This window comes from Streptomyces sp. NPDC058052 (assembly GCF_042885515.1).
In the GTDB taxonomy this organism is placed as follows: Bacteria; Actinomycetota; Actinomycetes; order Streptomycetales; family Streptomycetaceae; genus Streptomyces.
Genome location: NZ_JBHVRX010000002.1, coordinates 166,610 through 180,980, shown reverse-complemented (window position 1 = coordinate 180,980; position 14,371 = coordinate 166,610). Strand labels below are relative to the sequence as shown.

The 14,371-nt window shown below is 71.1% G+C and carries 8 protein-coding genes and 1 pseudogene; 3 read left to right on the top strand and 6 right to left on the bottom strand.

Annotated elements, in window-relative coordinates; translation table 11 throughout:
• Positions 1 to 3: 3 nt before the first annotated feature.
• Positions 4 to 1,569 (bottom strand): phage tail sheath subtilisin-like domain-containing protein, encoded by a 1,566-nt coding sequence (locus ACFVU3_RS03400; protein ID WP_390063246.1) that lies wholly within the window; start codon positions 1,567 to 1,569, stop codon positions 4 to 6.
• Positions 1,570 to 1,917: 348 nt separating this feature from the next.
• On the opposite strand from ACFVU3_RS03400, the gene ACFVU3_RS03395 reads away from it, so the two are divergent.
• A complete protein-coding gene (locus tag ACFVU3_RS03395; RefSeq protein ID WP_390063245.1) occupies positions 1,918 to 5,652 on the top strand; it encodes a hypothetical protein in 3,735 nt (1,244 codons plus the stop codon).
• Entirely contained in the window at positions 5,649 to 6,236 is a 588-nt protein-coding gene (locus tag ACFVU3_RS03390) for a hypothetical protein (protein WP_390063243.1), read from the top strand. The genes ACFVU3_RS03395 and ACFVU3_RS03390 overlap by 4 nt, the downstream gene beginning before the upstream one ends.
• Before the next feature lie 14 nt (positions 6,237 to 6,250).
• Here ACFVU3_RS03390 and ACFVU3_RS03385 read toward each other — a convergent pair whose 3' ends face one another.
• The 4 genes and pseudogenes from ACFVU3_RS03385 to ACFVU3_RS03370 all read right to left on the bottom strand — a co-directional run bounded on the left by ACFVU3_RS03385 (position 6,251) and on the right by ACFVU3_RS03370 (position 11,690).
• A complete protein-coding gene (locus ACFVU3_RS03385; RefSeq protein ID WP_390063242.1) occupies positions 6,251 to 8,248 on the bottom strand; it encodes an ATP-binding protein in 1,998 nt (665 codons plus the stop codon).
• A gap of 5 nt (positions 8,249 to 8,253) precedes the next feature.
• Positions 8,254 to 8,829 (bottom strand): annotated as a pseudogene (locus ACFVU3_RS03380) (DUF4255 domain-containing protein); the annotation flags it as partial.
• Positions 8,830 to 8,836: 7 nt separating this feature from the next.
• Positions 8,837 to 10,909, bottom strand: a complete 2,073-nt coding sequence (locus tag ACFVU3_RS03375) for an HYR domain-containing protein (RefSeq protein ID WP_390063240.1) — start codon at positions 10,907 to 10,909, stop codon at positions 8,837 to 8,839.
• A 151-nt stretch (positions 10,910 to 11,060) separates the two neighbouring features.
• Positions 11,061 to 11,690, bottom strand: coding sequence for a response regulator transcription factor (locus tag ACFVU3_RS03370; RefSeq protein WP_390063238.1), 630 nt, complete (start codon positions 11,688 to 11,690; stop codon positions 11,061 to 11,063).
• A 235-nt stretch (positions 11,691 to 11,925) separates the two neighbouring features.
• On the opposite strand from ACFVU3_RS03370, the gene ACFVU3_RS03365 reads away from it, so the two are divergent.
• Entirely contained in the window at positions 11,926 to 13,266 is a 1,341-nt protein-coding gene (locus ACFVU3_RS03365; protein ID WP_390063236.1) for a hypothetical protein, read from the top strand.
• An 89-nt stretch (positions 13,267 to 13,355) separates the two neighbouring features.
• On the opposite strand, the gene ACFVU3_RS03360 is transcribed toward ACFVU3_RS03365, so the two are convergent.
• On the bottom strand, positions 13,356 to 14,189 hold the full coding sequence (locus ACFVU3_RS03360) for a DUF4157 domain-containing protein (protein ID WP_390063235.1): 834 nt from the start codon (positions 14,187 to 14,189) through the stop codon (positions 13,356 to 13,358).
• Between the last annotated feature and the right edge of the window lie 182 nt (positions 14,190 to 14,371).

Here is a 14,371-nt window from a genome sequence, read left to right as displayed (position 1 = left end):
TCCTCACTCGTCGACGGCACCGGTGCCGCTGGTCAGCTGGGACAGGCGGAAGACCACGAACTCGGCCGGCCGGACCGGCGCGACACCGATCTCGCAGATCACATGGCCCGCGTCGACGCTCTCCGGAGGGTTCGTCTCGCGGTCGCACTTCACGTAGAACGCCTCCTCGGGGTTGAGCCCGAACAGGGCGCCCTTGCGCCACTCGTTGACGAGGAAGGCGGAGACGGTGCGCCGGATCCGCGCCCACAAGGCGTCGTCGTTCGGCTCGAACACCACCCACTGGGTGCCGGCGAGGATCGACTCCTCCAGGTAGTTGAAGAGCCGCCGCACGTTGAGGTAACGCCACGACGGGTCGGAGGAGAGCGTGCGCGCGCCCCACACCCGGATGCCCCGGCCGGGGAACGCGCGGATGCAGTTGACGCCGATCGGGTTGAGCCGGTCGTGCTCGCCCTTCGTCAACTGCGTCTGGAGCGCGACCGCACCCCGGACGACCTCGTTGGCCGGGGCCTTGTGCACCCCGCGCTGGTCGTCGTTGCGCGCCCAGACACCGGCGACGTGGCCGCTCGGCGGGACCGGCGAGATCCGTCCGGTGGACGGGTCGGCGACGTTGATCCACGGGTAGTAGAGCGCCGCGTACCTGGAGTCGTACCCGGCCCGCTCGGAGCGCCAGCCGGCGACCTCCTGGGGGCTGAGGCCGGGCGGCGGGTCGAGGACGGCGACCCGGTCGCCCATCAGCTCGCAGTGCGCGATGAGCCCCTGCTGGACGGCGATCACCCCGTCGAGGTCGATCAGCCCGCGCTCGTACGCGCTCATCAGGTCCGGCACCGCCACGGTCGTGACGTCCTCGACCGCCTCCAGGCCACCGAGTCCGGAACGCCGGTCGGCGTCGCCCACGTACACCTCGGGACTGAGGGCCGTCACCACTCCGGTGGCCGGGGCCGGCAGGGCCGGGGCGAGGGTGACCGTCTGGGGCGCGGGGCGGGCGGGCGCGGCGCCGGTTCCGGGCTCCGAGATCTCGATGAGCGCGGAGGAGGCGTTGACGCGGGTGGCGACGTTCTCCTTGCTGCGCTTGGTGGTGACGGAGGGGTACGTCTCGACCGGCTTGCCGTTCTGGCTGACGATCAGCCGGAAGGCGTCGGAGGGCGGATCGTCGCCCTCGACGTCCGCGACCTCGACGGTGATCGTGCCGGTGACACCGGGGCGGGCGACGACCGAGTAGGCACCGACGGCGGTGGGGCCGGTGGCCTCGACGGGGCCGGTGGCTTCGGCGGGGCCGGTGGCGGTGGCCCCGTCGGGTGCGGCGGTGCCGTCGTCGACGCGGACGACGTAACAGGTCCCGCCCCCGTTCGAGAAGAAGCCGTACACCGAGGCGGCGAGGTACGTCCCCTCGGCGAAGTCGCCGAAGCGGCTCACGAACTGGCTCCAGTTCGTGATCAGCGTCGGCTCGTCGAAGGGCCCCTTCCGGGCGAAGCCCACGAACGCGGCGACCGAGGTGCCCACCCCCTCGATCGGACGGGAGCCGGACTGGACCTCTTCGACGTAGACGCCGGGGGACAGATACGACGGCATTCGGTGCTCTCTCTCCTCGACGTCACTCCTCGACCGGGGAACCGCTCCCCTCGAACCACGCGCTCGGAACCGCTCCCTCGGAACCGCTCCCTCGGAACCGCTCCCTCGGAACCGCTCCCTCGGAACCGCTCCCTCGGAACCGCTCCCTCGGAACCGCTCCCTTGGAACCGGGCCATTCTCACGAGCGGTTCGATCACCCGGAACGGATGATCGGCCGCCCGCCCGGGCAGCGTGAACTGCCCGAAGGTGCAAGGGAGTCGGGGTATCGGCGCTCCCTCTCCGCCCTCCGTGCGGGGACGGGCCGGCGGGCAGCCTGGCCGTGCGGCCACGGCGACCGGGAGGCGACGGATGAAGGACGTCCCGGAGAAGAAGCCGACGAACGACCGGCAGACCGGTCCGGCCGCACCCGCCTCCCGTACCGGCGGACTCTCGCCGCACAGTGTGCAGCGCCTCCAGGGCGCGGCCGGCAACGCGGCCGTGGCCCGGCTCGTCGCCCAGCGCTACACCGCCCCGGTGAAGACCCCCGCGAACGCCGCGCCGGGATTCCGGCGGGTGGGCGCGGACGTGGCGGCGAAGAAGCGGACGATGGCCGCGCACGCCCCGGCGGCGGCGGAGTCGAAGTCGGCGCAGGACGCGGCGGTGGCGCCCCCGGACGACAAGGAGGCGCAGGGCAAGGCCGCGAACGCGGAGAAGATGAACGCGGCGAAGCCGGGGGAGTTCGACAAGGCGGCGTTCGTCGCGGCGGTCGACAAGGCGATCGAGGCGCAGGCGCCGAAGAACCTCGACGAGGCCGACAAGTTCTCCAAGTCCGGCAAGGCCGACAAGGTGAAGGACGAGGTCGACGGGAAGGTCGGCGAAGGCAAGGACACCTCGGCCAAGGACATCGAGACGACGACGAAGGCCCCTCCGGACACGTCGGCGGCGAAGGACAAACCGGTCACCCCGATGAGCCCGGACCGCCCGCCGGCCAACCCGGGCGCCCCGTCCGCGTCCGACGCGATCCCGGAGAAGCAGCCGCCGGCGGTGACGGACTTCTCCCAGGGCCCGGCGGAGAACGACAAGACGATGGCCGACGCCGAGGTGACGGAGGAGCAGCTCGCCAAGGGCAACGAGCCGGAGTTCGACGACGCGCTGAAGGCGAAGAAGACCGCGGAGACGGACTCCGCGAAGGCCCCCGGCAAGGCGCACACGGCCGAGGACCAGCAGCTGGCGACCGCGAAGGCGGGCGCGGCGGCGGCGGGGGCGCAGGCGATGACCACGCTGACGGCGACGCGGGCGGCGGCGGGCAAGGCGGTCGACGGCGGCAAGGGCGAGACGAAGTCGAAGGACGAGCAGAAGCGGGCCGAGGTCACCGCGAAGCTCCAGAAGGTCTTCGACGCGACGAAGAAGGACGTCGAGGCGACGCTGACGGGTCTCGACCAGAAGGTCGACACCGCGTTCACGACGGGCGAGAAGTCGGCCCGAGACGCCTTCACGGCGGACCACAAGGCCCGCATGAAGAAGTACAAGGACAAGCGCTACAGCGGCTTCCTGGGCAAGGGCCGCTGGCTGAAGGACAAGTTCGCGGGCCTGCCGAAGGAGGCGAACGACCTCTACCAGGAGTCGCGCAAGCTGTACGTGGCGCGGATGCGGACGGTGATCTCCTCCGTCGCGGACATGATCGGCGTGGAGCTGGGCCGCGCGAAGACGCGCATCGCCCAGGGCAGGACGGAGCTGAAGGCGGAGGTCGACCGGCTTCCGGCGGACCTGAAGGCGTTCGGCGAGGAGGCGCAGCAGGACTTCGCCGGCAAGTTCGAGGACCTGGAAGCGAGCGTCGACGAGAAGTCGGAACAGCTGGTCCAGGACCTGGCGAACAAGTACACGGCCGCGCTGAACGCGGTGGACGAGGAGATCAAGAAGCTCCAGGAGGCCAACAAGGGCCTGATCGACAAGGCGAAGGACGCGATCGCCGGCGTCATCAAGACGATCAACGAGCTGAAGAACCTGCTGCTGGGCATCCTGGCGAAGGCCGCCTCGGCGATCGTGAAGATCATCAAGGACCCGATCGGCTTCTTGGGCAACCTGGTGAAGGCGGTGGGCGCCGGCCTCAACCTCTTCATCACGAACATAGGCACCCACCTGAAGACGGGCCTGGTCTCCTGGCTCCTGGGCACGGCGACCAAGGCGGGCCTCGAACTCCCGCAACGCTTCGACCTGCGCGGCATCATCCAGCTCATCGCCTCCCTCCTGGGCCTGACCTGGGAGAACATCCGCACCCGCATCACCCGCAAGGGCGTCCCCGACGAGGCGATGACGGCCGTGGAGTCGACGGTCCCGGTGGCCCAGTCCCTGGCGAAGGAGGGCCCGGCGGGCGCGGTCAAGGAGATCCAGGCGGAGGCGGGCGACCTCAAGTCGACGATCCTGTCGAAGCTCACGGAATACCTGGTCCCGACCGTCATCATCGCCGGCGTCACCTGGATCCTCTCCCTCCTCAACCCCGCCTCGGCCTTCGTCCGCGCGGTCAAGGGCATCATCGACATCGTCACGTTCGTGGTGACCCAGGGCGCCCAGATAGCCGACTTCGTCAACGCGGTCCTGGACGCGGTCATCCAGATCGCCAACGGCGGCGCGGCCGGCGTCCCGAAGATGGTCGAAACGGCCCTGGCCGCCAGCGTCCCCCTCCTCATCGGCTTCCTGGCCGCCCTCCTGGGCATAGGCAACCTCGCCAACAAGGTCCGCTCCGTCTTCCAGGCCGTCTCCCGCCCGGTCAACCGAGCCATCGACAAGATCGTCGACTTCATAGCCAAGAAGGGCAAGGCGCTCTGGCGTAAAGCTGGCGAAAGAAATCCCTCGCCCTACCCCGGGAAGAATGCGAGAGGATTTCCTGGTGAGGCGAACGGCGAGCGGGAGGCATTGAAGCAGTCTGAACTTGTTCTCTCCAGTGAGAATAAGGTCGATGATGTCCGGACTCGCGTTGCACGAATAGCCAAAAAATTCAGCACGAGCCTCCGTGTTGTGGTCACACCTAAAAAGCCGGAAGGCGATGAGGTGTACGTGCAGGCTGCGCGTACAGGGACTCACCTCTTGCCCCCGGGGGAGTGCACGCCGCAGGACAAGAAAATAGTCGACGATGAGATCGACAATTTTGGACGCAATCGACTGCAGCGATACTCGGGGCCGGGTGTCGGTTCAAATAGAATGATTAGGAGGGTCTCGATAGAAGAGGATTATGATAATTCCGTTTCCGGGCCTGCTGAATTCCTTGAGAGGCAGCGGAATGTAGGGCGAGGGCAAGAGGCGTCCAGGTCTCTTCGATTCCGTCCGCGTGGGCGATCGTCGGCTGCTGTGCAGGACGTCAGGGATCTCTCCCGGAGAGGGGTTGTGCGTCGCGAATGGGAATTCTTCTTGATGGAGATGCGTGACCGGGCTGTCGCAGCTTTTGAAAAATCAGGCGGATATAGGCGGAAGGCTGGCCCATTGCCTGGGCAGCTGAACGTGGGAGAGATCGGAACGACGACAGGTCGCCCCAAGCCCGGGGGGAAGTATCTGAAGATCGCGGCGGAACCCCCCAGGGACCCGCAGCTCTTCATGGAGGCGGTACTGGCTCTTCAGCATGGGCGCCCGTCACCTCCAGGGCTGTCGGAGGACGAGCTGGATAGGGCCGCCTCCCTGGCGCGGCTTTCTCACATCGAGGCAGCGCGCGGCACTGGCGCGAGTGTGACTGAATCCCTGGCCAACTTTCTCGCTTCCAGAGGGGCGCTGGGGTGGGGTGAACGCTATGGTCCTGAGCAGCCGATGGTCTTGGAAGGGTCGGGAGTGACGGCCCGATTCGTGCATGATGAGCTCAATGAAGGGAGTGAGCGTCCGCTTCCTTCCATCAAAGATCTCGGTATCAGGGCTCAGAGTGACTATCCTAAGCGGACTGACCTTAAGGTCGGTCCGGATGAATTCATGGAGCGTGAGCGGAATCTTTTGAAACGGTACGCGTGTTGGCATATTACTGAGACTGGAATATCCGGAAATGAGCGTGCGATAAGAAATTTTGTCAGGCGAGAGCTAGAGAAGCATCTCAGGCAACTGGTGAGAGATGGGACTGTACCGTGATCGAGCAAGACCTGGCGACCGTTCGCCTTGCTTTGAGTCCGAATGTCGCTCGAAGTGAAGTAGGTGCATTCTTCATCAGGATCACGTGGGTTCTGCGGAGTCTCGAGGAAGGTAGCGTCGATGAACCATACGAAGAGGTGTGGTCTGATCGGAATGGTATCGACGCCGCGTTCTATGTTGAAGATGATCTGGTCGGGGTTCATTATTTGACCCTGGAAGCTCAGCCTGGGAAGCGAATCGAAAGCCTGGTCGGCCGGGTGAGAGCCGGGCTGAACGTGCTCGATTCCCTTGATGTTGTGACGTGGGTTCGCGAGGCGTCCACCCTTGAAGAGCGGGCCGTCGCTGCCGGACATCTCGGTTTGGCGACCGAATCTCCGGATAGTGCGGTGATTGCTGCGTTTCGTGAGCTTCTCTTGGGTGAGTCGATCGATTCGGTGGTGAGGAAAGCGGCTCTTGTTTCGTCAGCCTATGCGGCTTGGGAGGAGTTGGATGGCGTCCTGTCCGCAGTGGCGTCAAGCGACCCGGACAGGGAAGTGCGGGCGGTGGCGCGGCGCGTGTTGCGGTCCGTCCGCAGAAGCCGCTGAATTTTCCGGGAGCTTCAAACCAGCAGCGCCGCGTACCGCCCGAACTCCGACGCCAACGTCAGTCGCCCCAGTTTCTGGTACTCCCGCTGCACCGCGTGGATCAGCATCGGCATCGTCAGGGGGCCGGCGGCCTCCGCCGCCAGGTAGGCCGCCGTCACCGCGATCGAGCGGATGTTGCCGCCCGAGAGTTCGAAGGCTTCGGCGCAGAAGGGGAGGTCCAGGTCCGTCGCGCGGGGGACGTGGGGGCCCAGGGTGCGGTCCCAGAGGAGGAGGCGTTGGGGGGCGTCGGGGACCGGGAAGTCGACGATCAGGTCCAGGCGGCGGGTGAAGGCGTCGTCCAGGTTCGCGCGGAGGTTGGTGGCCAGGATGGCCAGGCCGTCGAAGGACTCCATGCGTTGCAGGAGGTACGCGGACTCCACGTTCGCGTAGCGGTCGTGGGCGTCCTTCACGTCCGAGCGTTTGCCGAAGACGGCGTCCGCCTCGTCGAAGAGGAGGACGCCGTTGACGCCTGCCGCTTCCGTGAAGATGCGTTCCAGGTTCTTCTCCGTCTCGCCCACGTACTTGTCGATCACCGTCGCCAGGTCGACCGTGTAGAGGTCCAGGCCCAGGTCGGCCGCTATGACCTCCGCCGACATCGTCTTGCCCGTGCCCGAGTCGCCGGCGAACAGGGCCGCCACTCCCCGGCCCCTGCCGCCGCCCGGGCGCATCGACCAGGCGCCCAGGACGTGGTCGCGGTGACGGGCCCGGGAGGTCAGTTCGCGGAGCTGGGTCTCCGTGTCCGGGGGGAGGACGAGGTCGTTCCAGCCGACCGTGGGTTCTATGCGGCGGGCCAGGCGGTCGAGGCCCGCCGCGTTCTGGGCCCGGGCGCCCTGGCGCAGGTGGTCCGCGGTGACCTCCGTCGCCTCCAGGCTCGCCTTCTGGACCGCCGCCCGCGCCGAGCGGACGATCTGTTCCGGGGTCAGGAGGAAGGGGGCCAGGATGTCCTCCACCGGCAGGGCCACGTCCTCGCCCGCGCTCGCGCGCCACAGCTCCGCCCGCGCTTCCGGGCCCACCCTCGGGGCGCGGACGAGCAGCGGCGGCGCCGTCGACCAGGCCGCGTCCCAGGGGAGGCGGCCCACCAGGGCCACCGGCACCGGAAGGTCCGTCACCGCGCGCAGCAGGCCCGGGCGCTCCCGCGCCACCGCGTCGACCGGGGCGCAGACCAGGCCGGCTCCCGTCAGGCGGGCCTCGCGGAGGAGGCAGCGGACGGCCTCCGCGGGGGCCGGGTCCTCGGCGAGGCGGGCCAGGTCGACGCCCAGGACCGCGCGGCCCGCCGTCTCCAGCGCCGACGCCGCCAGGGCCGTACCGGCGCCGCCCTGGTCCTCCTGGAGGTAGACCAGGCCCGTCCCGTCCGACGAGAGGAAGCGGGCCAGCGGCGCCGGGTCGCCCACGCCGCGCACCGGTTCCCAGGGGGCTCGTACGTCGGTCAGGCGCGGGTCCGGGGTGTCGTCGCCCAGGAGGTACGCCGTCACCCGGTCGGGGACGCGCAGGGCGCGGCCGAGGAAGGGGCGGTCCCGGTCCTCGACCAGGAGCAGGCCACCCGCCCGCAAGGGGGCCCGTTCGCCGAGCCTCGCCCGGGCCTCGCGGTCCGCGTGGGGCATGCCGCACAGGCCGAGGGCCAGGCCGGCCGAGGGGCGACGGCGGGTGACGTCGTCGTTGAGGTAGCCGTAGAACGCCTCGAAGCGGTCGTCCAGGTCCGGAAGGAGGGCGATCAGCAGGATGTCCACGTCGAGGGCGGACAGGCCGAAGTCGCGTGCCAGCACACCCAGCCGGGAGGACGGGGACGCCGGCGGCATGGGCTCCGGGCGGGGGAAGGCGCGGGGCGCGTCCAGGAGCCGTTCCACCGCCTCCTCCGTGAGGTACAGGCCCCGGAAGGCGTCGTCGGGATCCGGGTCCGCCTCCCTCCGGGCCTCCACCGCGCGGCGGACGCGGACCTCCATCTCGCGGGCCCTGGCGAGGAGTTCGGCGGTCATCCGGTGGGCCCTCCGCCGAACCGGACGTCCAGTCTCTCGTCGCCGACCGGCGGGCCTGCCGGGTAGCGCGGCGACGCCGTCACCGGGACGCTCACCACCAGGTCGAGGGACGGCTTCAGCTCGCCGCCCAGCGCGCTCCACACGTCGGCGAACGAGCGGTCCTCCGGCGGCGGGAGGGCGATCGACATCGGGACGGCCGCGCCGATCTCCGCGAGGGTTCCGGTGAGTCGTGCCGGCGGGAGCGCCTCGTACCGCAGCAGGCACGCCAGCAGGGACGACAGCAGGCGGTGTTCGTCCTCGGGGCGCTTGGTCCACGCCGTGATCAGGTAGGACAGCTTGAAGTAGCGCGGCGGGCGGCGGCGGGCGACGACCACGCCGCGCTCGTCGTACTCGTTGTGCAGACCGCGCTCGCGCCGCCGCATGTCCTCGCGGATGTCGTACAGGTACAGGTTGACCATCGGCGCGTTCACCTTCGCCGCCCACTCGCGGGTGGGCGCGTCGAAGACCACCGCCACCTGCCCGCCCTCCAGGACCTCCGCGCGGATGAGGGAGCGCAGGACGTCGTCGACCTCGTGGATCAACGGACCCTCACCCCCGGCCCGCGAAGTCCGGCGGCTGGAGCGCGTGCTGGACCACCAGCACGGGCTGCTCCAGGCGTTCCAGGCGCGCGACCTCCGCGCGCAGCAGCCGCGGACCGGTCCTGTCCTTGCGCAGCACCAGCACCTGCGTCTCGAAGCGGCCGTCCCGGCCCACGGTGACGGGGGCGGTGTCGGCGGTCAGGCCCGTGGACCAGACGAGCCTCACCCGCTCGCCGGGCGGGAAGTCGGTGCCGCGGACGGAGACGGGCTCGCCGGGCTTGACCACCCGGGGGGTGACCTCCAGGCGGGGCTGGACCACCCGGAGCGCGGCCGTGGCCGTGTTGTCCCGGGCCTGCGGGTCGGGCAGGGGGTGGCGGACGGTCGCCCGGACCGTCCCGGACACGGCCTCCGGGTAGGTGGCCGTCTGGGTGACCACCACGCGGCCGCCGGGCGGGAGGGAGCACGGCGCGGCGGCCGTGCAGCGGTCGGTGCGGGAGAGGGCGCGGCCGGGACCGGCGGGCCATGTGGTGGCGAGGGTGATGTCCCGGGCCGTGTCCGGACCGGCGTTGGTGAGGGTGTAGCGGGCGACCACCGCCCGGCCCGTGTAGGAGCGGACGGGGGAGAGCGACAGGGAGACGGCCACGTCCGCGAAGGACGGCGGTACGGGGGGCGGCGACGGATGCCCGCCGGGCGGTGTGGCCGGGGGCGCGACGTGGAAGACGGCCGTGTCGGTGCCGGTGTTGCCGGCCGCGTCGGTGGCCGTGCAGGTCACGGTGGTGGTGCCCACGGGGAAGACGGAGCCCGACGCGGGGACGCAGACCGGCGTCAGCGGGCCGTCGAGCGCGTCCGTGGCGGTCGCCGTGAAGTCGATCGGAGCGCCCTCGGGACCGCCGGCGCGGGCGGTGCGGTCGTCGACGGTGACGACGGGAGCGGCCACGTCGTTGACGGTGATCGAGATCTGCTGCTGGTAGCCCGGGCCGGCGGCGGCCGCCGGCCCGATGGCGGACGTGTCCGGGGCCTGGGTGCCGAGCGGGAATTCGACGGTGCAGGTGAGGGTGGCGCCCTGGGGCGCGTCCGGCGCGACCGTGATCGTCTCGGTGAAGGCGGCGGTCTCGCCGCTGACGACGTCACGCGTGGGCGGGTCGAGGGTGACGGTGAGCCCGGGGTCGCAGGTCGGCCGGTGGCCGACCCGGGTGGGCAGATTGCCGAGGCCCTCGACGATGGCCTCGGCGACCCGGTCGGGGTCGATGCCGCTGAGCTTCCGGCCGCCGGTCGCCTCGATGATGCGGGTGGCCTGTCCGGGGGTGGTGCGCGGGTTCTCGATCTGGTCCTCGATGCCCGCGTAGCCGGTGCCGTCGAGACCGTCGCCGACGGAGGTGTCCACGTCGATGCCGAGGACGCGGGCGTTCGCGTCCTGGAGGGCGAAGATCGTGTCCTCGATGGTGTGTCCGTTGCTGGGGTTGTGGCTGGACGCGTCGCTGACGAGGACGACCACCGGGCTGGAGTTCTCCCGGAAGACGGTCCGGCCGTCGGCGCCGTTCGCGATCTGCCACAGGCCGTTGATCCAGTCCTCGGAGGGGCCCATGCTGCCGTTGCCGCGGGACGTGCCGAGCTTCTCGACCCCGGTGCGCAGCTGGTCCACGTCCTGGGTGAGCGCGGCCGTGACGTCGAAGCCGGCGCCGGGGTCCACCTGCTGGTCGCCGAAGGTCGCCACCGCGAACCGGGCCTCGGGCTGGTTGGACCGCACCTTCTCGATGATGCTCGACAGTCCTCCCCGTACGCTGCCGATGACGTCGACCATGCTGTACGTCCCGTCCACCAGCAGCACCACCTCCGGCCTCGGCGGCACCGGCGGCGTCAGGACCCGCTTGTCGACGGTGAGCGACGCGCCGGGGTCCAGCGCCTGCGTGACGCTCGCCGGCGTCACCGGCTCGACCGGCACCGGGACCGCCGACGCGGACGTCGACGCCGGTACGGCCCCGGCGAGCAGCAGCAGCGCGAGCGTGGCCCGGGCGGGCGAGCGTCGCGCGGCCCGGCGCGGCACCGTCGGCCTCGTACGCCCGGACGACTGGAACCAGCGCACGGCACAACCCCCTCGGCCTCACGTCGCTCGACGGCCCGAGGATGCCGGACCGGGCCGCGGTCGTCTGCGCTTCCCAAGTCACCTTTCGGGGAACGGAGTTCTGCCTCAAGGGGCAAGGGTGTCCGGGCGGACGCCCGGACGGGCCCGCGGATCAGATCAGCCCCTGCCGCATCGCGTACGCGACCGCGTGCGACCGGTTGCGCAGCTGCAGACGGGTGATCACCGCGTGCAGCACGTTCTTGATGGTCCGCTCGGAGTACGAGAGCTTCGCGGCGATGTCCGCGGTGTCGTAGCCCTCCGCCACCAGGCGCAGCACGTCGACCTCGCGCGCCGCGAGCCCGGTGAAGTGCAGGCCGCGGGGGCCGAGGACCTGGCCCTGGAGTCGGCCGACCTCCTCCAGGAGGCGTCCCACCAGGTCGGAGGGGAGGTGTCCGGCGCCCTTGGCGACCGTCCCGATGACGTGCACCAGATGTTCCGGTGTCGCCTCCGCGCGCCGGATCACCCCGGCGACCCCGCACTCCGCCGCGCTGACCAGCTTCTGTTCGTCGATGTCCGTCGTCACGAGGACCGGGCGCGCGGTGCTGGTGCGCCGGATGTGGCGCAGCAGCCGCAGGACGTCCTCGTCGACGGTGTCGACCACGAGCACGACGACCTCGGGCGCGGGGTCGGCGGTCTCGCTCCACTCCGTCACGGTGATCTCGGGCCGGGTCCGTAACTGGCTCGTCACTCCTGCCTGGGAGATCGGGTCCTGCGCGCGCAGTGCTACGGCCGTACGTTCCATGGTCTGGCTCCCCCCGGGGCAAACGGCGGCCGGCGCGGGTGGCGCGGCCCCCGTGAACGACACGTGAAGACCACATGCAACGCCAACAACGCCAGTCTCATTGGTAGTTCGGCGGACTGGAGATGCCCTGACTGACCGTCACGAAAACTGAATCGTTGCTTCGGGCACTGAATCTGCCCGAAAGTGTTCCTTCTCTGACGATGCTGTGGAGGAGCCCGCACCCTACGGTGCGCCCATGAGTCTTACGGCAAGCCTCGACGCATCGTCCGTCACCGCCGTACCGGGCGAAGAGACGAGCCTCCCTCTTCAGGTGCGCAACTCCGGCTCCACCGTGGAGGAGTACCGCTTCGAGGTGGCCGGCGCCTGTGCCGCCTGGACGACGGTGGAACCGGCGACCCTCTCCCTCTACCCCGGCAGCGCGGAGACCGTCTCCGTCACCTTCCGGCCGCCGCGCGACCCGTCCGTACCCGCGGGCGAGACGCCCTTCGGCGTCCGCGTGATCCCCACCAGCGACCACGCCGAACCCGAGGTGCCCGAGGGCCGGGTGACCGTCGCGCCCTTCACCGAGGTCACCGCCGAACTGGTGCCCCGGGGCTCGCACGGCGTGCGGCGCGGCGGACACAAGGTCGCCGTCGACAACCGCGGCAACGCCCCGCTCACCGTCGGCCTCGCCGCCCGCTCCGGCACCGAACGGGCCCGGATCTCCTTCACCCGGCCCGAGCTCACCATCGAGCCGGGCCGCGCGGCCTTCTCCGAGCTGCGCGTCAAGCCCGCCAAGCCCCTCTGGCGCGGCACCCCGGTCGTCCACACCTTCCAGGCCGTCGTCGCGCCCCCCGCCCCCGAGGGCGAGGAACCGGCCGTGCCGCCGGTCGTCCTCGACGGCACCTACCAGCAGGAAGCCGTCCTGCCGCGCTGGCTGCCCCGGGCCCTCGTCCTCGCGTGCGTCCTCGCCCTGATCCTGGCCGGGTTCTGGTACGGACTGCTCCGGCCGGCCGTGAAGTCGGCGGCCCGCGAGGCGATCACGCCCGAGGCCATCGCCTCCGCGACCAGCGGACCCGGCAGCGGCGGCCAGACGGGAGGCGGCTCCGGCGGAGGAGCGTCGCCCACGCCGACCCTCACCCCCACGCCCGCCCCGCCCCCGAAGCCGAGCGTCAAGCCCGCCCCGAAGCCCACGGCCAAGCCCAAGCCGACCGCGAAGCCGCTCCCGGCACCCGTGCCGACCAGCGCCCAGGTGCAGGTCAGGGACGGTGTCGGCGGCGGATCGAGCAGCGGTACGGCGATGGTGGTGCCGGACGGGAAGGCGTTCCGGGTCACCGACATCGTCGTCCAGAACCCGCAGGGCGACGCGGGCACCGTGTTCATCACGATCGGCGAGGGCCCCCGTCTGAGCCTGGCCCTGGAGAACTTCCGGGACCACGACTACCACTTCGTCACCCCGATCGTGGTGTCCGCGGGCGGCCGGGTCTCCATGACCGTCACCTGCCGCAAGGTCGGGCGGCCGGTCGGCGCCCCGGTCCCGGGCCGGTGCGCCCAGTCCCTCCTGGCCGGAGGCATCCTGCAGTCCACCAAGCCCTGAGCCCCGCCGGCTCCGGGTCCTCCGGCCGCGGCCGCCCGGAAGCGCCCTCCGAGGCCCCGCACGCGCACGGCCACGTCTCCGCGACACGGCTACGCGGGCGGGGCCTCCTCCTCTTCCTCGGCCCCCGCCTCCGCCGCCCGCTGCACGAACGAGCCCTGCACGTCGGCGGGTTGCTCGTCCTCGTCCTCCGTCGCCGCGCGCTGCACCGACGGGGCGGGTGCCGTCTGGACGGCGGGCGCGGCGGGCGCGGACGGCGCCGCCGGCTCGGCCATGACCCGTTCCGCGTTGGAGACGGCCTCCCGCTCGAAACGGTCCGAGGGGTCGCTCACCCGGATCCCGCCGGGTGCCTCCGTGCCCTCGACCGGCCCGCTGCGCTGCTGGATCACATGGGTCAGCTCGTGCGCCAGCGTCGTCCGGCCCCGCGGCGACGCCGGGTCGTAGGCGTCCCGCTGGAACACCACGTCGTTGCCCACCGTGTACGCGTGCGCGCCGATGCCCTTGGCGGAGGCGTCCGCCGCGGCGTCGGTGTGGATCCGTACGTCGGAGAAGTCGGCGCCCATCCGGGCCTCCATGTCCCCGCGGGTCGCGGTGTCCAGCGGCTGCCCGCCTCCCGAGGCCAGCACGTCGTGCACGGGCGAGCGCGCGCCCTCCTCGGCGGGGGCCTCGGGCTCCGCGCCGCGGCGGCGCTGGACCATCGCCCCGACCGCCCCGTTGCCGACCGCCCGCTGGAGCGCTCCGAGCCCGGACGGCCCCACGACGTCGGTGCGCCCGGCGGCCGCGGCCTCGAAGAGCCGCGCCGCACCGGGACCGCCGTCCTGGGCCCGGTCGTCCCGGAGCCGGTCGTCCGCCGCGTGCTCGGTCGTGTGCTCCTGGTGGTGCTCGTGGTCGTGCTCATGGCCGTGGTCGTGGTCGTACACGCTCATCGTCAGCTCCCCGAACGGTCCCCGAAGACGTCCTCCGTGGAGGCGCGGCGGCCCCCGTACCCCCAGCGTCCCCACCCGCCCGTGCCCCGTCCAGGCCCGCCCCCGGGCGCCGGGGGCAGGAAGCGCTGCCCCTTCGCGCAGCGTCACACGGCCGGGGCGGGCGGGGGCGCGTCGTGGCACGC